The following is a 22,889-nucleotide window of genomic DNA, read 5'->3' as shown; positions in this document are numbered from 1 at the left end:
CGGTGTCAACTGTAGTTGCGTTTAGTCGTAATACACTTTGCCGTAGAGCTGCTGTATTTTATCCCGGCTTCGTTTGAGCCGCATTTTTACGGTACTGGGATTAAGGCTATACAGGTCCGCAATATCATGGACGCTCATGTCATCTTCATACTTGAGCTGCAACAAGGTACGCTCCTTCGTTGAAAGTGTTTTCAGAATTCGATTGACAAGGTGCATCGACTCTTCGGGAACCGAATTGTCTTCGGGCTCAGGGATATTCTGATCCAGCTCTTCTTCGGTCGTAATAAAATTCATCCGTTTGGCTAAACGGATCTGGTCGGAGCAATAATTGAAGGAGATGGCATACAGCCAGGTCGAAAAACTCGACCGCTCCTGAAAAGCCTCCAGTCGGTTAAATACTTTCAGAAATATGTCGTGAGTGAAGTCTTCAGCCTTAAGCGGGTCTTTTGTCATTGACAGACAACGTCTATAGACCTTGTTGACATATCGTTTATAGAGTATCTCAAAACAGTGGTTAGGCTGACTCGTCCGGTACTGACGAATCATATCCTCGTCGCTGATCAGATCAGTCATAAGTCAATAAAATTATCTCTATGGGTTAGGGCATAATGCCATTGAAAAGTTACGTTAAAACGTACATACTTAGATGATTACACTCTCATAAATATATTAAAAGGTAGGTGACCTTGGATATATTTAATCGTACGGCTTTATAATACAATATTATGTTACCACTAATAGGGGTAAATATATAATTAGTAACCTTTTTGTATATCCAAAATGGTATGATTAGTTATATTGTAAGTATCAATATTTAATAGTTAATATAGTTAATGTTTGCCTGGTTTTGCCCGTTTCTTGAGTTTAGAGCTATTTATGTAGTCTTATTGCGGGTATTTTACAAAAAACTGACCAGCCGGTATCAGGTAAATTTGAGTCGTTAAACTTAAATCTAGTTGACGGATGCTGTCGTCTATCGCAACCAGTGGGCTGGCTGAAAATTGCCAAAATGGAAAATCGTTATAAAGGGCGACTTGGGGATGATCTGATCAACAAGTATAGACCGTTTTACGATGGGGTGGAAGAGGAAATCTGATTTTGGTAACGACATCCTCAATACGGTTAATATGAAACAGGCGCTGAAAATCAGACTGATCAAATAGCCCTTCTGTCCCAAAATGATGAAGAGTTAACTCTTTGGGGGAGAGCGGTATTAATTTGCTATATGGCTGCTCTGCCATGCTGAGTGAAGAACTAACCGGATATGATCACCAACTTCCTTCCGTCGAAAAGTTTAAGCCGGTTTGACGGAAAACGTGCAAGCCCCAGGAAAGCACATAAGGCAATTCTTTGTCATGGATTCAGCCATGACAAAGAATCGAACTCAAGTAAACTGTGGTAGGATGAGTACTTACTATCGTTTAGGGCGTGATGGTTTCCAGCGAGCCGTCCGGATTACGTTTTAGCTCCCGAACCTTGATGTTACGCAGATGCGTTTGACCGGATAGTTCAACATCATGGTAGAAAATATACCACTTGCCCTGAAACTCCACGATGGAATGATGCGTGGTCCAGCCCGTTACGGGTTTCATTAATACACCCTGATAAGTAAATGGCCCGTATGGGGACTTGCTGGTGGCATAAACCAACAGGTGGGTATCGCCAGTCGAATAGGAGAAGTAATACGTGCCTTTGTATTTATGCATCCAGCCACCTTCGAAGAAACGCCGATCGTGGTCACCACCCAGCAAGGGCTTGCCTGCCTTGTCGACAATGACCAGATCTTTCAGGGGCTCGTCGAATTTGAGCATGTTAGAACTCATCCGGGCAACCTTGGCATTAAGGGCTGGTTCGTTATCTTTTTTCAGGTCCGTTTTCATACTGCTATCATACTTTCCTGTGTGCCAGCGCTGTAGTTGGCCACCCCAGATGCCACCGAGATACATATACGATTTGCCATCCGTGTCGGTAAATACGGCTGGGTCGATGCTGTAGCTGCCTGGAATAGGGGCCGGTTCGGCTTTGAATGGACCCGTTGGCGATTTGCTGGTGGCTACCCCAATCCGGAAAGCGTCCTGTTTGTCTTTTACGGGAAAATAGAGGTAATACGTACCATTTTTATAAGCCGCATCGGGTGCCCACATCTGACGGCCCGCCCAGGGCACATCCTTAATATCGAGTGCAACGCCATGATCGGTCACCTTCCCATCAATTTTGTCCATCGAAAAAACGTGATAGTCCCGCATATTGAAATGACCTCCTTCATCGTCCTGCGGCACATTGGCTTCAATATCGTGGGAAGGGTAAATATAAATTTTGCCATTGAATACATGGGCCGATGGGTCGGCTGTGTATATATCGGTGACCAGTGGCTTCGGCTTTACAGAGCTGGAGGTAGAGTTTTGGCAAACACCTGTCTGAAGGGCAAAAAGCGTCAGGGAAGCTGTAGCGTAAATGAATTTGGTTAGACGAATCATAAAACAGGAAAAGGTATGTTGTTTTACAGGCAGGAAGCTTACGATGCCGCTTCGCTAGTCGATTATTCGGATTTAGTACGCTGTGACGATTGCCGGATAATCAGTTCGTAGTTCAGCACAATGCTGTTGGTTGTACTCAGAGGTAGCAGACCATTCAGGTGATTGATCAGCGTTTGAGCCGCAATCTCGCCCATTTCCTGGCCGGGGTAATGAATGGTTGATAGGTTTGGCTCAACAACCTGAGAGACTGGGTCGTTATTGAAGCCGATTACCGCCATATCGGTCGGTATGGTAAAGCCATATGTACGTAAGGCGCCCATGCAACTGGCTGCGCAGAAGTCACTGGCGATAAAAAGACCATCAGGAGGAGTAGCCATCTGTCGAATTTGGCCTGCTACATCCAGGCCGGCCTGGCGTGTTAGATCCGTTAATTGAACAAGATCGTCTGAAAGCGAAAACCCACGATCAATTAAGGCCATTTTGTAGCCTTTCAGGCGGTCGGCATACACGTTTCGCTTAATATTACCTGTAACGTGCATAATTCGCTGACATCCCTGATCCAGCAGATGGGTAGTGGCGTCGTAACCGGCTTTTATATTGTCGATAGCAATACTGGTGCAGTTTTTCTGAGGCATCACCCGATCAAACAGAATCATTGGAATGCCTTTGCGAAAGAACGTATTAAAATGTTCCAGGTCTTCAGTATCAGCGGCTAGGGAAACCAGCAAGCCATCGACCCGACTGTCGAACATCGTTTTGGCGTTAGCAACCTCTTTCTTAGCGGATTCCAGCGATTGGCTGATAATCAGGTTGTAATTACTTTTATTGGCTACTTTTTCCATGCCAGCCAGCACTGTCGACATAAATGCACTATCGAGACGGGGTACAATCACGCCGATTGTATTGGTCCGCTGACGGCGTAGATTGCTGGCAAACAGATTGGATCGATAGCCCATTTCCTTCGCCTTACTGGTAATCAGGGTTTTGGTAGAGGGGCTGATTGCTGGATGGTCATTTAGAGCCCTACTTACCGTGGCCGGAGAGAGTTCCAGTAGTTTAGCAATATCATAAATTGTTACATCTTTTTGCATGATAAAGTAGGCTTATCACCCAGAAACTTGCAATCGGTTGAAATTCCTTACCTACTGATGTATGTGTGCCGACAAAGATATATTTTTCTGTTCATCAGCCCGGAAAGGGTCAGGAATAGTTAAGTGTTATCAGGATTATGTGCAATAATACAAAAAATATACTAATAGGTCTTCTTCAAAAAACTTTTTATGCAACCGATTGCTTTTTGGATAAATTAACGGAGATTTATAGGCATATTCTGCTCATACTCTGCTTAGGTAATGGCAGAAAAGCCCCTCTTTTTGTGATTTATCATAGGTTAAAGTCAACACCTCCTGCCAATTGGCAGGAGGTTTGTTTTTGGGCACCTGGCTACATTCGGCCAGGTATATAAAAAATGCCCGGCTCAATGGACGACCGGGCATTTCTAATGATTCCTCTATTTAACTAGTATAATTCCCATGACATACGTAGGCTAAGAGGTATTGGATTGCTGAAACCTGGGTTGTACAAAAAGTAACATCCCGCTCTACTGGGCGGGATGTTAGCTGCATTCTCTTCTTAACTTAACAAATACCGTTCTTTAACTGCCTATACCAAATGAAATCGGTTAATGAGTAAAAGCGGGTAATCCCGATAAACATTTACTGTTTTCCAGAAGCGCTATGGCTTAGGTCCGCATTCTCATAGCAACCGAACTCAGACCTGTATAACTGTAACACGGATTCAGAGCCGGTGGCCCTGCACCAGTAAAGAGATTGTAGCGAGTATGATTTGCTGATTGAACTAGCCATGTGATAAAGCAGGGCCCAGACTGCTATTAGATAGGTTACAGAGTTAATGCATTAATAAAGTAGGTATTAATGCATTAATTAGACTTGCTTGTTACTATTTAGTTGAATTTTTGCCTAATTTGTTATCGATTGTAGTTGGGTGTGAACTCGGCTGCAAGCTCTTATGGGTTAGATTTAAACGCTGGTACTTTTAGTGCCAGCGTTTTTGTTACCTGACGGTACTTTTCAGAGTCAAAAGGGTGTATTAGTAATCTAACCCATAGGCGTAATCTTACCTTGAACGTTCAACCCCGCTAGTTCTAGCGGGGTTTTTTGTGGATAATTAGCTGATAACCAGCAAACAGGTCGATCTATGACTTCGAAAGGGTGTACGTCTAAGAGTATGTAAAAGTTAAATAGGGAAGGCGCAAAGCCGCAAGGAATGAGTAATCGATCCTTTGCGGCTTTGCGCCTTCCCTATTTAAGAGGAAAATAATTTGCCTTACTTAGCTGGCTTTTTGAAAATACTATCATCCACCGGACCATTGACGGTGATTTTTTCCGTCGAGAAGGTCAGGGCACCTTGTGGTGAAGCCATTTCCATCGTATTGGCGAATTTAATCCCATCCTTGTCTTTGTAGTCAGAGAAGGCGATTTCGGCGGCTTGACCGTTCATAGCCATTTTGACTTTATTGATCAGGTAGGTAGTTGCATCCAGATACTCATCTACTGCCTGCCCTTCTTTGGTCGTTACTTTCAGGTGATAGACATCTTTGCCATCCACTTTCTCTTTACCGACCAGTTCAATCTGATTGCCTTTGGCTTTGTAATTGACCAGGGCACCGAACGGGTCAAGTTGGCCCTTTGAGCTTTTTAACTGATCGGCCGGCATGTCTTCTGGATCGCCAGTGCCACCCATCATTGCCGGACGAATCATCCAGCCCGTTGACCCATCGACCACCTGGACCATCGAATTGCCCATCACCGATGTTTCAGTACGCATGGATTTGCCCACTACGATAGTCGACTTGCTGGGAATTTCCATGCCATTGATGGCCATCGACCGTTCGATATATAACGTTTTGACGTTGTTCAGTTTATCTGCGCCCCCCAGTGCGGCAACGTGTTTATCAACTAACTCATCGACGGTTTGGGCTTGTGCAAAACCCGAAAGGCAAACGGCAAAACTGAGGGCCAGGAACTTGTTGGTTTTCATGCTGAAGAATTAGGTTAAATTGTTGTTTGGGTATTTATATACGTTCTGTGATTGGTTAGATGCTGGATCAACTGCCAACGTTTAACCAATCACAGAATTAATGATTACTGACGAGGCTGGCCACCGCCCGGCGCTCCACCTGACTGAGTCTGGCCATTGCCGTCGCTCTTCACGTCATCGTTGTTGACCGACTTGGCTTTCTTACGAGGTGCATCCATCGTCATTTTGCCAATCTTAAGTGTAAAGGTAAGTCGAACTCCCCGATTGTACAGATATACGTCATTTACTTGACTGAATAAGGGTGAGTTCAGCGTCGTATGGATATTGAAGCGGTTGCTTAGGAAGTTTTCAGCGGCTAAGCCCAGACTGGCTTTTTTGTTCGCGAATTCTTTCTTGACACCGATCGTATAGAACCCAAAACCGCCCTGACGACCCTGCAACTGTACCTGCGATCCCTGCATGAATCCGAAGGCTTGAGCACCCCAGCCATTTTTGAAGGTCGCATTCACGAATGTACCCCCACTGATGTTCATGCCACTGTTGGTGATTTCGGCCGAAGCGCCGTCCAGACCCGTTGTTTGCCCAGTCAGACTTGTATAGAACGCGTTCAGGAATATACCGATGTTAATTTTAGACGTAGCGGCTACGTTGGCAAACAGGTTGGTACCGTAGGCATGCTGACGACCGATGTTCTGATACGTGGTGACAATGGCCCCTTTGATCGAGTCGGATGGCGTGCTGACCTGCGTAATGGCATTGTTGGTGATCCGACCGAAGAACGTAGCATTGATAAACGTTTTGCCAATGGTTTTGCTTACACCCAGTTCGGCATTGTTGGTCAACTCTGGTTTCAATTTGGGGTTACCAAGCGTAATGACCTGTGGGTTGGCAGCATTGAAGTTCGGGTTCAACTGTTGCAGACCCGGCCGCTGAATCCGACGGTTGAAACCAAGCTTAAAGGTCGTTCCTTTAACGGTCTTGGATGCATTCACGCTGGGTACCAGAACGCCGTAGTCACCTACGCCCAGACTACCTCCCTCACGGGTGCTGGCATCGATAAAGGTGTGCTCGTAACGAACCCCGCCTTTCAACGTATACCGGCTTTTGGTGGTATAGGTGTACGAAGTGTACCCCGCAGCAATGTTCTGATGGTAGGTCAACTCACCCAGTGTGTTGTTCGATTCGGTCGAGAATTGGCCCGAAGGACCAGCAAACAGGTACTTGTAATCGCTGTTTACTTCCCGGAAAATCGCCTTGCCACCAAATTCCAGCAACTGGTTTTTCTTGATCGGCGTCTGATAGTCGGTTTGCAGCGTGAATTCCTGGTTAACGTTCTTATTCAGGTTCCGCTGACGACCCGATAGCTCACCCGTGCCCTTGAACAGATTCGCATCGAAGTTGTTGGTCAGGTCGTTTCGGCTGTATAGCGTCGAAATGCTCCACTCCTGCTGAGGTTTAAACGTGTGCAGGTAATCGATGTTGGCATCAACCGTACCCGACAGGTTTTTAGCATCCACATTCCGGTTTGTCGAGGAGTTGAGCGAACCGTTGTTGAATAACTGAGTAATCAGATCCTGCTGCGTATTGAAATTACGGATGCCGTATCGCACACCGGCAGTAATGCTTTGGTTTTTAGCCAGATCATAGTCGAAGCCCAGGTTGTATTGACCAAACAGACCAGAGCTATGTCCATCGCCACTTTGGCGGGTCAGGGTTGTTACACCACCCGACTGGCTGGTCTGGTCAAGGTTGGTTTTCGTGATGGTATTATACATCGCCCGACCGAAACCACCTAAGGTGAACCCGGTTTTCCCTTTACGATAATTGCCGTTCAGCGACAGCATAGAGCCCCGGTTACCCACACCCGAATCGATGTTCAGGTTCAATCCTTGCAGGCTATTCTTTTTGGTGATGATATTGATGATACCACCCGATCCTTCGGCGTCGTATTTGGCCGATGGGCTGGTGATTACTTCAACCGTTTTGATCTGATCGGCCGGAATCTGCTTCAGCGCATCCGAAACGCTGCTGGCGACAATCGTAGAGGGTTTGTTGTTGATGAGCACTTTAATGTTCTGACTGCCCCGGAGCGATACATTCCCGTCCAGGTCAACAGTCAGCATCGGTACTTTACGCAGAATGTCGGTAGCGTCGCCCCCTTTGGCCGTAATGTCTTTATCGGCGTTATACACCAGCCGGTCTACTTTTTCTTCGATCACAGCTGCCTGACCGACTACGGTTACCTCTTCCAGCGTTTTAACACTGGACGACAGTTTGATGGTACCCAGATCCAGCGTTTGACCGTTGGTGAGTGTGAGGTTGGCGATGGTTTTATTGCGGAAACCCACAAAACTAACCAGCACCTGATAATCCCCGGCTACCAGTTTGGTGAGGGCAAATTTCCCTTTTTCGTCGGCAACGGTACCATCGATGGCTTTACCGGTAGACTTATTGTAGAGCGCGATACTGGCAAATTCAACGGCTTTGGCTTGTGTGGAATCCACCACCGAACCAATGATTTTGGCGCTCCCTTTCGGGCTTTGATCGCCAGCCGTACCAGGCAATGCCTTGGATTGGGTTGAGCCCCCCATCATCGGGAACTGAGCCTGGGCTGGGGTTAGCAGACTGCCAACACAAAAAAGAAGAGCGATTAAGTAGATGTTCGTTTTCATAGCTTTATTCTGACATGACAAAGGTCATTCCTGCTATGAAACCTTGAAAACAAAAGTGGATGAAGTGGCTATAAGACCGGATAGACCAGTGTTTATTGATGATGAATGAAGTCGGTTAGGGTATGAATCGACAGTATAAGCGGATGACAACGGTTTTTAGGGCCACTAGCAGGGTATTGTGGAACCTGGCGGAAATCTTGAAGTATAAAATCGGTCAACGAGCTGCCATAGTGGAAGGGTCAGGGCAAAAGGCGCTTAAAAAGATTGCATTATAACGCAACCAGAGATCATTATTCTCCGTATAAACGCTTATTAGACAGTGAATAAGACAGGAGCTGTTTACTCAAATGTTATGTTGAACTTTTTACCAATTGGTTACTGATGAATACGAAGAATCTGAAGAGCCAGCAACGCCAGGTTGATCCATTAAAAGGCGAAGAGGCAATGACCACCTGGCTAGAATCGCTTGCTGCGTTTCATATACTCTATAGCCAGTTGGCAGATGCTCTTCATCAGAATAAGATCAATACTCAGGTAATCACCAAACTGGACCCTAAAACGTCGCGTCCGATAGCGCCTATGCGGGTATTAGTCGTTCGCATGCAGCGCGAGATGGAGGCACTTTTGCAGGACACTGACCTTTTTGAACCGTTGGCGCCTACAAATTATAAAGCTATTTGCAAAAAGCTGATTGCACACACCAATCGGTTACGTCGGTTTAATCAACAGGCTCTGGTTTTACTTGCCGGACAGTCTGTAAACTAACAGGTTCACTAAGCAGCATTAGTTGGCAAGCTGTGTTTTTACGGTAGCCTGGTCATCAATATCGTCGCTGGCTGTTTTCAGGATAATATCGCCTGGCTTTACCTCACCAAACACCTGTGTCTGCCCGGCCGCATCATCGCCTTTTTGGACCGTTGTCCGAACCGCTTTGCCATTCACTACTTTCTGAACGAACGTACGCTCCATCGTGCTGATAACCGCCGACTTGGGTACGTACACACTGCCTTCGCCCGAAGAAGCAACGGGTAGCCGAACGGAAGCAAACATGCCTGGTTTCAACTTTCCGCCTTTATTCTGAAAGTCGATCTCAACCATCTCTGATCGGGTTTCAGGGCGTACACTATTAGAGATCCGATTAATCCGCCCGGTGAATGTCTGGTTTGGAAAGCTACGCACCATAAACTGAACCGGATTACCACTACGAATATCGCCCAGATAGGCTTCGGGTACCGCTATCCGTAACCGAAGCCGGTCCAGTTGTTTGATTTTCAGCATCGGTATGCCATTTTGCCCACCCGGTCCGACAAACGCTCCCGGCGACAGTCGACGGTCGGTAATAACGCCTGTAAACGGAGCGGTTATTTTCAGGTAACTCACCAGCTGTTGTACGGAACTATAGTGCGCATTAGCCGCCACGACGGCCAGGCTGTCGGAAATGGCTTTGGTTCGGGATGACTCCAGATCGACGGGCGAAATGGCTCCCAGCGTGCGGCTGGTACGTAGTACTCGTAAAAATGTGGCTTTACTGGTACCAAACACTGCTTCGGCGGCTTTCACCTTCGAATAGGCTTCGGTGAGGTTTGCCGTGAGTTCAGGCGCTTCCAGTTCGGCCAATACCTGCCCCTTTTTTACCTGATCGCCAATGTCGACATACAAGGCTTTGACGTAACTGCTGACACGTGGATAAATATCAGTTTCGTAATAGCTTTCCAACTCACCCGGCAGGTTTAGTTCAGAGGTGGGTCGGGAAGCAGTTACCCGAATGGCTTCATAGCGAATTTCTTCATCGGCTGGTGCTTCGTTCATTCGACTTTTTTCGGCCGACGAGTTACCGCATTGACTCAGCAGAAATGTCATTCCTGCCATAAACACCAGGTGCGATCCAGATCGGAGAGCAGAATATAGTTGCATGGTATTGATCGGCTGATTAGTAGGTTAAACTGGTTTGGGCAGATTCTGCAACGGCGATTCCGTCATACACCGTACTGGTCGGGTCATCGGGGTCCAGAGACGGCGAATCGAAGGCTGTTTTCCGTTGAACAGCCGCAAAAACAACGGGTAAAATCAACAGGGCTGCCACGGTGGAGAAAAGTAAGCCCCCAATAACGGCCCGGCCCAGGGGAGCCGTTTGTTCACCCGACTCACCAAGACCACTGGCCATCGGAATCATCCCGGCAATCATAGCCAGCGCCGTCATCAGAATGGGCCGTAACCGAGATGCGCCCGCCACTCGTGCAGCCGCTCGGGCATCGCGGTAACGCAGCCGCAGGGATTCGGCATTGGTCACGAGTAGCAATGCATTGGCAACCGAGACACCCACCGACATAATAATGCCCATATACGACTGTAGATTGAGCGTCTGACCCGTTACCAGCAGTAATGTTAGCGCACCCGCCAATACGGCCGGTATACTCACCAGCACCACACTTGCTACTTTGAACGACTGGTAATTTGCGGCCAGGAGCAGGAAGATAACCACAATAGCTAATCCCAATCCGAATTGCAGGCTGCTGAGCGTTTCCTGAAGCAATAGAGCCAGCCCCCGTAATTCAACGACAGAACCTTTGGGTGGATCACCAGCAGCCTTAATGGCCGCCTGTACATCACGCGAGGCCGTGCCTAAATCCCGATTGTTAATATTGGCCGACACTGTAATAATTCGCCGGGGACCGATCCGGTCATATTGACCCGGTACCGTAGTGGGCGTAATCGTGGCTATATCACCCAGCGTGGGTCGGAGTTGCCCTTTTACGAGCGGAATAGCCTGAATATCGGCCACCGACTTCATCTGGTCCTGCTCCAGTTGAATCTGCACCTGATAGGCAAAACCTTTCGACTGGTCGAGCCACAGGTTTTTGGCCGTAAAACGACTCGATGAGGTAGCCGCTACCAGCGACTTTGAAATTTCATCGGTGCTCAATCCCAATTGGGCGGCTCGCTCGCGATCGACCTTCACGGATACGGTCGGATAGCTAAGCGGCTGGTTGATTCGCAAATCGCGTAAGTAGGGGATTTCTCGCAGCCGAGTCAGTAACCGATTGGCATAATGTTGTCCTTCGGTAAGGTCTTTACCACCCACTAAAATTTCGATCGGCGTTTGCGCGCCCTGGCTCATGATCTTATCGGTCAGATCGATAGGCTCGAACGACAGCCGGACATTGGGTAGTTGCCGGCGCACTTGTTGGCGAATCTGTTCTTTCAATGCATCCAGCGACTCGACCTTGTAGTCTTCGGACAGGTTAATCTGCAATACGGCTTCATGCGGACCTGCATTGAATACGTACAGAGCGCTCGTACCATAACTGGAAGGGGTCATACCCACAAATGCCGACGAAATCGCTATGTTTTCCGGGCCAACGATGTCACTGATTTGCCGGATAACTCGTTTGGTCAGCGCTTCCGTACGCTCAATCCGTAAGCCCTGTGGCCCTACGATTCGTACCTGAAACTGGTGCGCATGATTTTGGCGCGGCATCATATCCTGGCCAATCTGGGTAAAGCCAATGCCGATCAGAAGTGCACAGACCAGCGCATACGCACCAATGACTAATGCCCGTCGTCCCATCATGCTATCCAATAGCCGTAGGTAACCTAACTTGAAGCGCTCGAATCCAGTTACTTTTTCAGGATGGCTTTCTTCATACTGCTCCTGTCGGCTCTCGGGTTGATTTTCCAGATCAGGTAGAATGCTTAAATCATGCGGTCTGGCATGTGTATGGTTTTTCAGCCACCAGTTGGCGACAACCGGCACAAACACCTGCGACAGGATATAAGACACTATAATTGAAAAACCAACCGACAATGATAACGGCAGGAACATCCCTCGGGGCACCCCATTCATGAGAAAAGCAGGTGCAAAAACCGCCAGAATACATAGGGTAATGAGCAGGAGCGGGAACGACATTTCCTGACAGGCGTCCAGAATAGCGCGGGCTTTAGGTTTGCCCATTTCCAGGTGCTGGTGAATGTTTTCAATAACCACCGTAGCCTGATCGACCAGAATCCCAATGGCTAGTGCCAAACCGGACAAGGTCATGATATTGATAGTCTGCCCGGTCAGGTTGAGGAGTAGAATGGCACTCAGGATCGAAACTGGAATGGTCAGAATCACAATCAGTGAACTACGCCAGTCGCCCAGAAACAGCAACACCATCAACCCCGTCAGAATGGCCCCCAGACCACCTTCCACCGCCAGACTATGTACCGCCTGGGTGACGTAGACCGACTGGTCAAATTCGTAGGAAAGCTGCACCTCATCCGGCAGAAGCGCTTTCATTTCGGGTAGCTTGGCTTTCAGGGCGTTCACGACACTCATGGTCGACGCATCGGCACTTTTCGTGACGGGAATATACACCGACCGTTTCCCATTGACCAGTGCGTAGCCCACGGTAATATCGGTGGCATCTTCTACGGTCGCAACATCCCGCAAAAACACGGTTGGCCCCACACCCTTACGGAGCGGGATGTTCATAAACTCGCTCACTTTGTCGAGTACCGTATTGCTGGGTGTCATCACGGTGTAGTCGCCCATCTGAACGCTACCGGCTGGCGAAATCTGGTTGTTTTTCACCACTGCCTGCACAATTTCATCGGGAGTCAACTCGTAGCTGCGCATCCGTTCGGGATTGACTTTCACAACCACAGTTCGCTCGTTACCGCCAAATGGGGGAGGAGCGGAAGCGCCGGGTATCTGAGAGAACAGCGGACGAATACGCGTCGAAGCCAGATCCTGCATTTCGCCCAGTGATGCCCGTTGGCTGCTGAATACCAACTGCCCTACCGGTAAACTCGACGCATCAAATCGAACAACAGTGGGCGGTACGGTGCCCGGTGGCAGGTAATTCATGACGCGGCTGACCTGATTGGCCACTTCGCCCGACACCTGCGCCATGTTAACATCCTCATAAAACGTACATTTGACCAGGCAAAGACCCTGAATATTCTTTACTTCGACGTTTTTAATGCCCGATACATACAACAACTGATTCTGATAACGGGTGGCGATAAAACCTTCCATCTGGGCGGGTGTCATACCGCCATAGGGTTGGGCGATGTAAATCGTTGGGAGGTTGAGCCGGGGGAAAATATCCACCGGAATCTGGAGCAGTGCCAGCACCGCAAACAGAACAATCCCGGCTAGCGCAACGATTACGGTGATAGGTTTGGTTAAGGCAGTTTTGATCATAACAGTTGAGTTAGTGGGGAAGTTGTTGCAGGAACGAATCCAGATCGCCAGCCGTAGCGGCACGTAGGAGCAGCGCCCGCCAAACACTACTGGTGACAATGGCCTGATCGACTTCGGCCCGGTTCAAGAGCGCACTGGTTTGGGTCAGTGCCTGAATATTATCCAGTCCGGATTCGTATCGGGCCTGCGCCTGAATATAGGCCTGCTTAGCCGCATCCAGTTGAAGAGGAGCCTGCTGGGCACGGGCCTGGGCTAGTTCGAGTTGCAGAACAGCATTCTGACTTGCCGCCTGTATGCCCAATGCCTGCTGATCGTACAGTTGCTGACTGACGTTGATCCGTTCCCGCTGGGCCGACAGGGCATATTTACTACGCCACAAATCAGTAGGCCGCCAGATGGCCGTCAGCCCCACGATGTAGTTATAGGAGCGAAGAGGTAAACCCGCACCCAGCGATGGGTCGATTCGGAATGTGCCGTCCGACTGCGCTTGTTCGCTTATGCCGGAACCCCGCCCCTGAAGTGAACCGAGTACGGAGATCGACGGTAGGGCAGCGGCTTTTAGTAAGGTTTCATTCGCCCGCCCGAGATCAATAGTCTTCTGATAAACCCGTAACTGAGGGTGCAGTGCTGGGTTGCTACCAGGCATCGGAGGAACTAGGGGCAACTGGTTATAAAAAACCATCGAATCCAGTTGGGCCACCGGGTTCGGCTGGCCGATTAGTTCGGTAAGTCGGAGTACCTGCTGTTGAGCCAATTGCTGACTCTCCAAGACTTGCAAACGAGCGCGGGCAACTTCGGTAGCCGCTACGGCACTGTCGATTCCGGGCCGAAGTCCGCCTTCGGTACTGGCCCGAATAATTCGCTGGAGTTCCTGCGTTCGTTGAAGGTTGGACCGTTGCAGCGCTACGGATTTCTGAGCGTTGAGGGCCAGTAGATAGGCATCGCAGACTCGAAGCTGATGGGTGAACAACTCGCCTTCATAATCGGCCTGGGCCTGCTCAACGGCTAACTGCGCCTGACTACGCCGGGCTTGTCGACGACCGAAGGTAATGGCTTCCCAGTCAACAACCAGCGAAGCCGCACTCGTCCAGGTAGCCTGACTATTGAACCCATCGGTCCGAACCCCTGAAATAGGCAACATAAGTCCCCCATTGGATACGTAAGCACCCCGCACCTGATTGGACGTAGCATTTAATGTTTGCGCCTGGACACCTGCCTGGGGCAGCAAGGCCATAGCTAACGCCTGCGCATCGGCTTCGGCGGCTCGGATGTTGGCTAGTTTCCCTCGCAAACTGGGATAGTTGGTTCGGGCCAATTCCAGCGCTTTGGCTAAGGTAAGCTGGTTAAGTTGGGGCGACGGACTGCTCGTTTGGGCTAAACTTTGACCAATCCAGCAACTGGTCAGGAGAGTTATAAGCCAAACATATTGTTTATTTCCGCTGAGCATAAACCTGATTCGATGAATAAGGCCAAAGCTAGAAAGCTAATATTAGAGCGAAATTAGAGCCAGATTAGTTAATATTAGAACGGGCTTAAGCACGTTGTAAGGGGAAGATGATTTCGGTGATAGTTCCTCCGCCGGGACGGGGATGGAAATGGAGCTGCCCTTGATGAAGCGTGATGATTCGATGGGCCAGTGTTAAGCCAATACCAAAGCCATTGATTGTTTTTACGTTAGACCCCCGAACCAACGGTTGTAGTACGCGCTCTTCTTCGCCGGGAGGCATGCCAACACCTCGATCTTCGATGCGGATGCGTGCCCGCGCTTCGGTATCCATTTCCAGGCACAGCGTGACAGGCTGGCCGCTGGAGTATTTAGCGGCATTGTCTAACAGGTTCAGTAGTGCTGTTTTAAGTAAGTGTGCATTGCCCAGGACTGCTATAGGGACGGGTTGTTCCAGAATACCGTCGCTAACCTGTACCGATAACGATTGGTCAATCCGTTGTTGGCCAAGCGTATCGGCGGCATCGAGTACGATTTCTACTAGTTCAAGAGGCTGGCGGTCCAGGTGAGCGTCTACGCCGTCAATACGGGCCAGTTGGAGTAAGCCATTGGCCAGTGCTGTTAGTTTGTCCAGTTCGGTAACGGCTTGTGTTATACCCCGTTTGAGCGCATCCGGGTCGGCGTCGTAGAGGAGTGAGGTTTCCAGCCATCCTTTGATCGTTGTCAGCGGTGTTCGCAGTTCATGAGAGGCCTGGGCAATAAACGAGCGTTGGTTTTCGACCAGCCGCTCCTGTCGGGTAAGCAGGTCGTTGAAGGCTTGTGCCAGTACACCCACTTCATCCTGGGGGTTATCGGCTTTCAGTCGGAAAGGCAGTGTACCAGCAGCGGGTACGTTAATCTGATCGATCAGGTTATTGAGTGGTTTGAGGGCTTGCCGGGAAAAGAAATACCCTAAAAAAATTACCAGACCAATGCCCATTGCATTGCCGATAATAAACAGATCCCGTAATTCCCGCTGCCGTTGATACCCATCCTGATCATAAGCGGTCACAATGGCTACATATTCCCGACCATCGGGCGAGGGCGATAGGCCCGCATAGGTCAGGGCGACTCCGTCTTTTGGGTAGGTATGCCCCGAACTTTCATACTGAAAATGGACCAGTCGTTCCCGGCGTACCCGTTGCCGAAATGGCAGTCCAGACACAAAATCATTCGTTCCCTGGCTAGTATAGATCAGACTATCGGACGGTGAATAAACAAACTCAACCTGCTCGGGCATGGAGGTGATCACACTACCCGCAACCCCTTTCAGCGTTAGCAATTGTTCCGTAACCCTGGCTTTTCGCTCCAATCGATCCTCAATGGATCGTTGCCGGAAGCGGGCATAGGTACTGTAGACATAGACTGAAAAAATAAGCAGTATACTTGCTACCAGGGCCGAAAACCAGAGAATGAGTTTGTGTTTGATCTGCATAATCAGCCCCGTAAGACATAGCCCATTCCTACAATCGTATGCAGTAGTTTTGGACTGAAATCCTTGTCGATCTTCTTTCGTAAGTAGTTGACATACACCTCAATGACGTTGGTGTTGGTGTCGAAATGTAAATCCCAAACTTTTTCGGCGATGTCGATCCGACTCACAATTTTTCCTTTATTGATCATTAGATACTCCAGTAGAGCATATTCGCGGGCGGTCAGGTCAATCCGCTGTGCTGCCCGGGTTACTGAGTGCGCTTCGGTGTTCAGTTCCAGATCGGCTACCCGTAACACGGTTTTTAAACCGCTATAATCACTGTTTCGACGGGCAAGGGCTTTGATCCGTAGCATCAGTTCTCGAAATTCGAATGGTTTGACCAGGTAATCATCGGCTCCGGCGCCAAAACCACTTTCTTTATCGGGCAGGCTGTCCAATGCTGTCAGCAGTAGTATTGATTGCTTGGGAGACTGCTGCTTTATGTATTTACATAATTCAAAACCGTTGATATAGGGCAGGTTGACATCCAGTACGATGACATCATAGGTATTATTATCCGCCATACGCTGACCCATCAGGCCGTCATAAGCCAGATCAATTTCGTAGCCTTCGCTCTCCACGCCTTTGCGAATAAAGGATGCCAGACTCACTTCATCTTCAACAAGTAATATCTTCATAGATTAAGCGTACTCGACTACACTCTGTCAACCATTGATGTACTATGGTACGAAAGTAGGAGTATTGCCAATACATAAACTACAATAACCAATTTAGCTTTGTTATGGCGGTGACTATGCGATGGGAGGTTTTGGTAACCCGTATCCGAAGCTAATGGCGTTCGCGAACTCGTTAAGGGAGTGGCTTAGGTGTAGCCTTTGTACTGATTACAGACTTCGTCGAAGCAGATGTGGACAGGCTGGGTTCGGCAAACCGGCTGTCCTGCAGAAACGAGTCGTCAGTCAGCGTTCGCAAAAAGGCGACGATATCTGCCTGTTCAGCAGGTGTGAGCGAAATGCCGAGAATGCCTGTTTCGCGGTCTTTTTTCAGGAGGGTGTCCAGCGTTTCGTCGTGCTCAACCCGCGAGCTATAGTGCGCCACTACCTCTTCTAAGGTAGCAAATCGACCATCGTGCATGTAGGGAGCGGTTACGGCGACGTTGCGTAGTGTAGGCACTTTAAACTTGTAGCGATCATCGCTTTTTAACGTAATGCCGAACTGCCCCTGGTCGCCATTCTCCGTTTTGGATAGACCGATATTTCGAAACGAATAGTCGGTGAACAAGGGCTCTGGATGGCAACCACTGCATTTTCGCTCCACTAAGATCCAGCCCGCCCGCTCGGCAGGTGTGAATGTAGCGCCTTTGTGACGTACCGCTCTGTCGTAGCGCGAATTGGCCGACACCATCGTGAGCATAAACTGCGAAAGTGCTTTCAAAAGCCGCTCGGACGTAATATCAGGGCTGCCAAACGCCTTCGTAAACAGAATGGGGTAGCCTCGCTTTTTGCGGAGTTTTTCCAGAATCGTTGGTAGGGACTCATTCATTTCGGCTTCATTCTGGATAGGAACCATCGGGAATGAGTCCAGATCATGAATACGACCATCCCATCCAAAACGACTTGACCAGGCCAGATTTGCCAATGGCATGGCATTTCGTTTGGTCGACAACTCGTTGATGCCTCGGCTTAGTGCATGCCCCGGCTGGGTAAACCCCGATGCCTGTTGATGACAACTGCTGCAACTGATGGTATTGTCTTTCGACAGAAGGGGTTCGTAAAACAGCGCTCTGCCCAGATCTATTCCGGCCTGAGTCAGTGGGTTTGTGTCAAATGGATAAACTGGCTCTGGAAAATGGGGGGGCACATTGAATAGCGGAGCCTTCCGATAGGCTGAAAAGAAAAAAGCCATGACCAGCAAGGCAACTGACGTAATGAGTAGTGTACTAGTAACCTTCATGATTCACCGCCAGCCATTCATCTTTAAACCAGAAGAACCCGTATTATTGGCCTATGTTTCACCAATAAAGTTCGTTAAATTATTAAAAAATAGCTACTCTACCCTGATAATCGACTTTTGCTTTTTGTATGGGCGGCTTCTGTGGGCTAAATCTGAAGAGGATGGAAGACCACACGGTAAAATTGAAGAAGTGCCTATTTTGAGAGAGTGCATGTTAAACGATGCTTATATTGGTGATGAACGCAATCAACAGCAGTAGGTTGATTCGCTGAATGGGCTTTTACCTACTCGGTCTAACTCGGTTAAACAACTACTGTTAGAAGCTTGTTGTTCTTTCACTAAGAAGAAATAGTATTTTATTGATAATGGAAAGGGTGAACGGATCCGATAAAAAGACCAGATCTCAATCAGTTTATGGTGCGCTTGTGCTGTTGGGGATTCTTTCTGTAGGCGGCATGCAGGGTGGCTGGCACCTGATGGCTGACCCCTCTGGTCAATGGATGGCTGTTTCTCCTGATCGGTTCTCCTGGTTAATCACCGATTTTTTTCTGCCTGGTCTCTTCATTTTTTTGCTCTTTGGCCTCACCCCCCTGTTTTTAGCCTACGCCCTGCTGACTCGGCTAAAATGGCCCTTAGCGGAGTCGTTCGTTGGTGACAGTGGTTATCACTGGGCCTGGGTTGCTGCCGTAGGATTGGCCGCTCTCCTATTCTTATGGACAATGGTGTTAGTGGTGGTGGTTGGCTTTCGGACGCTATATCAAGTGCTTGACGCGTTGATGAGCCTGAGCATGTTGAGTTTTCTTTTTCTGCCTTCGGTTCGCAGAGCATTCAATCAGGCAATTGCCTCAAAATAATAGAACCTGCTCGCCGAACTGTGGCACGGCTGATCCCATAGTTGATAAGCAGACGCTCGTAGCAGCCGGGCCACAGTTTAACATGCACGCTCGAATAGTACGTGTGAGAGAAATAAATCACTGCTTATTGAACCTGGATTAACTGAACGCCCAGCACCGGACGACCATCGGCTGTAATGCCTTGTATCACCACGCGCAAAGTTCGCACTACATCCGACAGTGGAAAACGTAGTTGGCTGTGTCCCTGACTATCGGTTTGCATAAGAGGTTTCCAATAGAGAACATCCCGGCTATCGACGGGTCCAGAAATGGGGCTGGCTGTTACCTCCGCATCGTAGCGGGGCACGTAAAATTCGCGCTGTACCGACGGATAGCCAATCAATTGCATTGGCGTCATTCCCTCCGTAGATTTTGCACTTCCCTGCATGGGCCGTGCACGTTTTGTGTAAAACGCAATGACTCCGTTCCCTCCCCGAGCCCCATATGTACCCGTTGTGATTGCACTTTTCAACACTTCGATTCGTTCAATATCGCTTGGGCTGAAGAAAAACAGAGCCGTTCCATAAGGGTCTTCAATGGGCATACCATCCATCAAATACAGTGGTTGTGAACCCATACTAAAACTATTCGCCCCCCGTATAGATACATTATAGGCAAGCGCTACTGCGGCTCCTACTCGTTTAACCCTCACGCCAGTTAATCGTCCCTGAAGCATTTCGTATAGATTCTGAAAGACGGGCGATTTCTCATCGACTACAATAACGGCATCAGCCTGATTGTGCAAACTACGCTGTTGAATATCCTCGGGTCTCTCATCGAATTTTTTTTGTGCTCGAACCGTCACTTCGTTTAGCACTTTCGCCGTTTTATCGCGGTACAGATCGGCGTTTGCTTCCTGCCGAATTCGGGCAGCTTCCAGTTGCGCCCGCCATGTCGACCAGTTTGGTACAATCGTTAGTTTACCAGATTCCCATTCTTTTCCGGGACCTTCCTGAACCAGAAAGGCTTCCTTGGTCGGAATAGGTTTAAACTGACGGTCAGCGATTTTCGCCAGTAACTGTACTGTATCGGCAATAGCCATGCCCGCCAGCCGAAAACGCCCCTGGTCGTCAGTGCCTGCCGATTTTACAAACGATTTTGCGGATCCTGTCGACATCACAATAAGTTGAGCACCCGGTATTGGACTATGTTTGGCATTCAAAATGCGACCTCTAAGCGATATACCACCCAGCGAATCCGTTTCGAGTGTGCCACTGACCCGTCGCCAGCCCTGCGTCAGCAGCAGGTCGTCCAGTGCTCGGCGGGCCTCGGCCGTGTGAGTCACTATGTAGTTGTTGGGGTTTTCGATGCGTCCCCGAAGCTCTCCCGTTAATAACAGATGGACTGGCAACGTAGCGTCGGCGGTGTCGTTGGGTACTTGTCCGGCATCGGTAATCGACGCCGATAAAGCAGCCTGTACCGGTGCCCCATTATTGTTCAGCTTGACATTCAGAATAGCCTGTTCGCGGGGCTGATACCGCTTTTTGTTGACGCCCATTATCACCCGTATCGGTGCCATGAATTCAGGAACAAAAACTAATCGCTCAGCCTGAGGCCTGGCGCTGGCATCGTAAAGGGTGATTTGTGCCAGGCCCGGCAACCAGGTCATCATGGGCAGGCTTATCTTCGCCACCCCATTTTGCAGGAGAATTTTTCGACCATCGACCACTCGGCCGTGCTGTTGAATCAGAAGATACACGGAGTCGGCAACGGCCCGATTTGAACTCAATATGGTTAACGCCAAACGGGTCGTATCGGTAACCACATCGGCTGAAAGTGACAGCCCTTCCGTTTCGGGTTTGGGCAACGGAACGCGTTGCGGCTGGTTGTTATATGTTATGTCGGCATAATACGTCCGCTGCATCGTTGGCTCCATCGACACGCTGGTCATCCCCTGTGGGTTGGTCCTGAAACGAACGACTTCAGCGCCCTGCTCGTCGACGATACGTCCCGCAATGGGCAATCCATGACCATTGGGCTTGACAATTTTTACGCCCAGACGTGCTGGCAACCCCGAAATCCAGCGACCACCTTCGGGCAAAATCTGAACGTCTACTGGCTGAGGAACAGAATCACTACGAAAGGATACCTCGTTGTGAACCAAATTATAGATAGCTACAGATCGCTCGAAAGCCGGACGTCGCTGGGCATCATCTTCATCGGTATAAGCGCGTAGCCGATACGTTCCCGTCGTGAGGGTATCAGCCAGGCGGAAATTGCCTTCGCCACGTCCGTCGACGATACGTACCCACTGATGCTGCACGAGTTTCCCGGTTGACGTAAGCAGGTCGACATGGATAGCCGTTTCGCCAGCGGTTCGCTGGTGACTGGCCGCATCGAGCAGGTACGTGCTCATCCAGAGCCGGTCGCCAGTGGCATAAAAGGGTTTGTCGATGTGCACAAACACGGTGGGAGCCAGCAACTTGAATCGTTCGTTGAAGGCTGTTGTAATACGTCCCATGCGGGCATCGGGTGGCATGAGTTTTCCCTGAGTAGCCAACTGGCTGTTTGTCGGTGCTTCCTTCTCAGGTCCTTCGGGTTTCCAGTCGGCGGGCAACATCGTCGATAGCCGGTCGTTACCCATTGAGCCTTTCACTTCCATACCTTCGGGCATCGTAACAACTCCATCAACGGTCATTTGCATCTGACCGCGAGGCAGTTTCATTTCCGTATAGGCGTAACGAGCATCGGGATAGGGCGAAAAGCCCGAGGTTGCATTCGTATAGAATACAATCAGTTTCATAGGCGAGACCAATCGGCGTTCGGTGGCTAATCGGCCGGGTTGAATGGCCGTAGAAACCTTGATCGGAACCAAACGCTTGTAGTCGTTAATGGCAGCCGTGAGGGTAATTGACCGCTGTTCGAGGGAAATCATTTTGGTAACATCTTCCTGATAGACCAGAAAACCAGCCTGTTCGAAGGTATTGTCAATCAGGCTGGTCATCAAGTGCCTGATCGACCCTTTATAAGCTATCAGCCGGTTACGCTGAAACCGGCTGGCTTGCCGTTCGTTCTCCGGTTTAAGTTCTTCAAAACGGGCCGCCCCCGCCGAATAAACCTCTCCTGACGTAGTTGCATCGAAATGTTGCAAGGCATAGATTAGTCGATAGCCTAACGCCTGATTGTCAATGATCAACGGTTCGTTAGCGGTTGCGTACAGATGGTCTTTCTCTTCTTTGAAGTTGAGAACTTCACTATTTATAAGTTGGCACTGTCCGCCAAACGGTTCGCCGAAGAGTTGCTTTTTAAACTGACGCAGGTGCCGCTCCCAACTTTTCGGATTGCCCCGCACGGTTACGGCATCCAATAGTTGTTCACTCGGTTTCAGACGGAAATTCGCTTTCTGAGGTGCTGTATTATCGAATCGTATTGTTTGTGTAGCAGGTTGATACCCAACAAATGAAGCGGCTATTTCGACCGTACCCAGTGGCACACCTGCTAAGGTATAATAGCCTTTTTCGTCGGTAATGGCACCCCGCGTTGATCCATTTACGTAGACGTTGGCAAACGGCATGGGTTTTTCCGTCGTGGCATCCGTTACGTAGCCAGTCAGTACGGCTGTCGGTTGCCCATGAACCAGCAGGGTAGATCCAAGAAGTAGAGCGACGGTTATCCAGCCGAGGAAAAATGAGGTGCGCATAGTTAGTGGATTATCGCTAAAAAAGATCCCCACTACGTCATTATACCTATAGCTATACTAGGTAACCGCCCGGTTTCCATGATACTAT

General features: G+C 49.2%; 15 protein-coding genes. 3 read left to right on the top strand and 12 right to left on the bottom strand.

What is annotated here, in order from left to right; all coding sequences use genetic code 11:
* Positions 1-21: 21 nt before the first annotated feature.
* The 5 genes from ACYVFD_RS19495 to ACYVFD_RS19475 all read right to left on the bottom strand — a co-directional run bounded on the left by ACYVFD_RS19495 (position 22) and on the right by ACYVFD_RS19475 (position 8,209).
* On the bottom strand, positions 22-573 hold the full coding sequence (locus ACYVFD_RS19495) for an RNA polymerase sigma factor (protein ID WP_461092119.1): 552 nt from the start codon (positions 571-573) through the stop codon (positions 22-24).
* 848 nt (positions 574-1,421) lie between these two features.
* Positions 1,422-2,477, bottom strand: a complete 1,056-nt coding sequence (locus ACYVFD_RS19490; RefSeq protein ID WP_461092118.1) for a glycoside hydrolase family 43 protein — start codon at positions 2,475-2,477, stop codon at positions 1,422-1,424.
* Positions 2,478-2,539: 62 nt separating this feature from the next.
* Positions 2,540-3,568 (bottom strand): LacI family DNA-binding transcriptional regulator, encoded by a 1,029-nt coding sequence (locus tag ACYVFD_RS19485; RefSeq protein WP_461092117.1) that lies wholly within the window; start codon positions 3,566-3,568, stop codon positions 2,540-2,542.
* A gap of 1,255 nt (positions 3,569-4,823) precedes the next feature.
* Positions 4,824-5,537 carry an outer membrane lipoprotein-sorting protein gene (locus ACYVFD_RS19480; RefSeq protein ID WP_461092115.1) on the bottom strand — a complete coding sequence of 238 codons (714 nt, stop codon included), beginning with the start codon at positions 5,535-5,537 and terminating at the stop codon, positions 4,824-4,826.
* A gap of 104 nt (positions 5,538-5,641) precedes the next feature.
* Positions 5,642-8,209, bottom strand: a complete 2,568-nt coding sequence (locus ACYVFD_RS19475; protein ID WP_461092114.1) for a TonB-dependent receptor — start codon at positions 8,207-8,209, stop codon at positions 5,642-5,644.
* Positions 8,210-8,590: 381 nt separating this feature from the next.
* Between ACYVFD_RS19475 and ACYVFD_RS19470 the strand changes: the two genes are divergently transcribed.
* Positions 8,591-8,974 (top strand): hypothetical protein, encoded by a 384-nt coding sequence (locus tag ACYVFD_RS19470; RefSeq protein ID WP_461092113.1) that lies wholly within the window; start codon positions 8,591-8,593, stop codon positions 8,972-8,974.
* A gap of 18 nt (positions 8,975-8,992) precedes the next feature.
* Here the strand turns inward: ACYVFD_RS19470 and ACYVFD_RS19465 are convergent, their stop codons facing one another.
* The 6 genes from ACYVFD_RS19465 to ACYVFD_RS19440 form a co-directional block, all read right to left on the bottom strand.
* Positions 8,993-10,123 (bottom strand): efflux RND transporter periplasmic adaptor subunit, encoded by a 1,131-nt coding sequence (locus tag ACYVFD_RS19465; protein WP_461092112.1) that lies wholly within the window; start codon positions 10,121-10,123, stop codon positions 8,993-8,995.
* 16 nt (positions 10,124-10,139) lie between these two features.
* Entirely contained in the window at positions 10,140-13,397 is a 3,258-nt protein-coding gene (locus tag ACYVFD_RS19460; RefSeq protein ID WP_461092111.1) for an efflux RND transporter permease subunit, read from the bottom strand.
* A 10-nt stretch (positions 13,398-13,407) separates the two neighbouring features.
* Positions 13,408-14,844: a TolC family protein gene (locus ACYVFD_RS19455; RefSeq protein ID WP_461092110.1), complete on the bottom strand. Its 1,437-nt coding sequence runs from the start codon at positions 14,842-14,844 to the stop codon at positions 13,408-13,410.
* Positions 14,845-14,929: 85 nt separating this feature from the next.
* Positions 14,930-16,315, bottom strand: coding sequence for a sensor histidine kinase (locus ACYVFD_RS19450; RefSeq protein ID WP_461092108.1), 1,386 nt, complete (start codon positions 16,313-16,315; stop codon positions 14,930-14,932).
* 2 nt (positions 16,316-16,317) lie between these two features.
* Positions 16,318-16,992 (bottom strand): response regulator transcription factor, encoded by a 675-nt coding sequence (locus tag ACYVFD_RS19445; RefSeq protein WP_461092106.1) that lies wholly within the window; start codon positions 16,990-16,992, stop codon positions 16,318-16,320.
* A 172-nt stretch (positions 16,993-17,164) separates the two neighbouring features.
* The gene (locus tag ACYVFD_RS19440; RefSeq protein WP_461092104.1) at positions 17,165-18,268 is read right to left on the bottom strand and encodes a cytochrome-c peroxidase; all 1,104 of its coding nucleotides are present in this window, start codon (positions 18,266-18,268) and stop codon (positions 17,165-17,167) included.
* Here ACYVFD_RS19440 and ACYVFD_RS19435 point away from each other — a divergent pair.
* Positions 18,267-18,527, top strand: a complete 261-nt coding sequence (locus ACYVFD_RS19435) for a hypothetical protein (protein WP_461092103.1) — start codon at positions 18,267-18,269, stop codon at positions 18,525-18,527. The two genes, ACYVFD_RS19440 and ACYVFD_RS19435, sit on opposite strands and share 2 nt — an antisense overlap.
* Positions 18,528-18,642: 115 nt before the next feature.
* On the top strand, positions 18,643-19,122 hold the full coding sequence (locus ACYVFD_RS19430; RefSeq protein WP_461092102.1) for a hypothetical protein: 480 nt from the start codon (positions 18,643-18,645) through the stop codon (positions 19,120-19,122).
* Between the two features lie 124 nt (positions 19,123-19,246).
* On the opposite strand, the gene ACYVFD_RS19425 is transcribed toward ACYVFD_RS19430, so the two are convergent.
* A complete protein-coding gene (locus tag ACYVFD_RS19425) occupies positions 19,247-22,801 on the bottom strand; it encodes a carboxypeptidase-like regulatory domain-containing protein (protein ID WP_461092101.1) in 3,555 nt (1,184 codons plus the stop codon).
* Positions 22,802-22,889: the final 88 nt, after the last annotated feature.

Source organism: Spirosoma gilvum, from assembly GCF_054776815.1.
Note: the sequence above shows the minus strand (reverse complement) of the source record. Positions and strands in the feature narration are given on the sequence as shown.

Coding starts and splice junctions, on each gene's coding strand:
- ACYVFD_RS19495 (WP_461092119.1), bottom strand. CDS start 573: ATGACTGATCTGATCAGCGACGAGGATATGATTCGTCAGTACCGGACG.
- ACYVFD_RS19490 (WP_461092118.1), bottom strand. CDS start 2,477: ATGATTCGTCTAACCAAATTCATTTACGCTACAGCTTCCCTGACGCTT.
- ACYVFD_RS19485 (WP_461092117.1), bottom strand. CDS start 3,568: ATGCAAAAAGATGTAACAATTTATGATATTGCTAAACTACTGGAACTC.
- ACYVFD_RS19480 (WP_461092115.1), bottom strand. CDS start 5,537: ATGAAAACCAACAAGTTCCTGGCCCTCAGTTTTGCCGTTTGCCTTTCG.
- ACYVFD_RS19475 (WP_461092114.1), bottom strand. CDS start 8,209: ATGAAAACGAACATCTACTTAATCGCTCTTCTTTTTTGTGTTGGCAGT.
- ACYVFD_RS19470 (WP_461092113.1), top strand. CDS start 8,591: ATGAATACGAAGAATCTGAAGAGCCAGCAACGCCAGGTTGATCCATTA.
- ACYVFD_RS19465 (WP_461092112.1), bottom strand. CDS start 10,123: ATGCAACTATATTCTGCTCTCCGATCTGGATCGCACCTGGTGTTTATG.
- ACYVFD_RS19460 (WP_461092111.1), bottom strand. CDS start 13,397: ATGATCAAAACTGCCTTAACCAAACCTATCACCGTAATCGTTGCGCTA.
- ACYVFD_RS19455 (WP_461092110.1), bottom strand. CDS start 14,844: ATGCTCAGCGGAAATAAACAATATGTTTGGCTTATAACTCTCCTGACC.
- ACYVFD_RS19450 (WP_461092108.1), bottom strand. CDS start 16,315: ATGCAGATCAAACACAAACTCATTCTCTGGTTTTCGGCCCTGGTAGCA.
- ACYVFD_RS19445 (WP_461092106.1), bottom strand. CDS start 16,992: ATGAAGATATTACTTGTTGAAGATGAAGTGAGTCTGGCATCCTTTATT.
- ACYVFD_RS19435 (WP_461092103.1), top strand. CDS start 18,267: ATGATTCACCGCCAGCCATTCATCTTTAAACCAGAAGAACCCGTATTA.
- ACYVFD_RS19440 (WP_461092104.1), bottom strand. CDS start 18,268: ATGAAGGTTACTAGTACACTACTCATTACGTCAGTTGCCTTGCTGGTC.
- ACYVFD_RS19425 (WP_461092101.1), bottom strand. CDS start 22,801: ATGCGCACCTCATTTTTCCTCGGCTGGATAACCGTCGCTCTACTTCTT.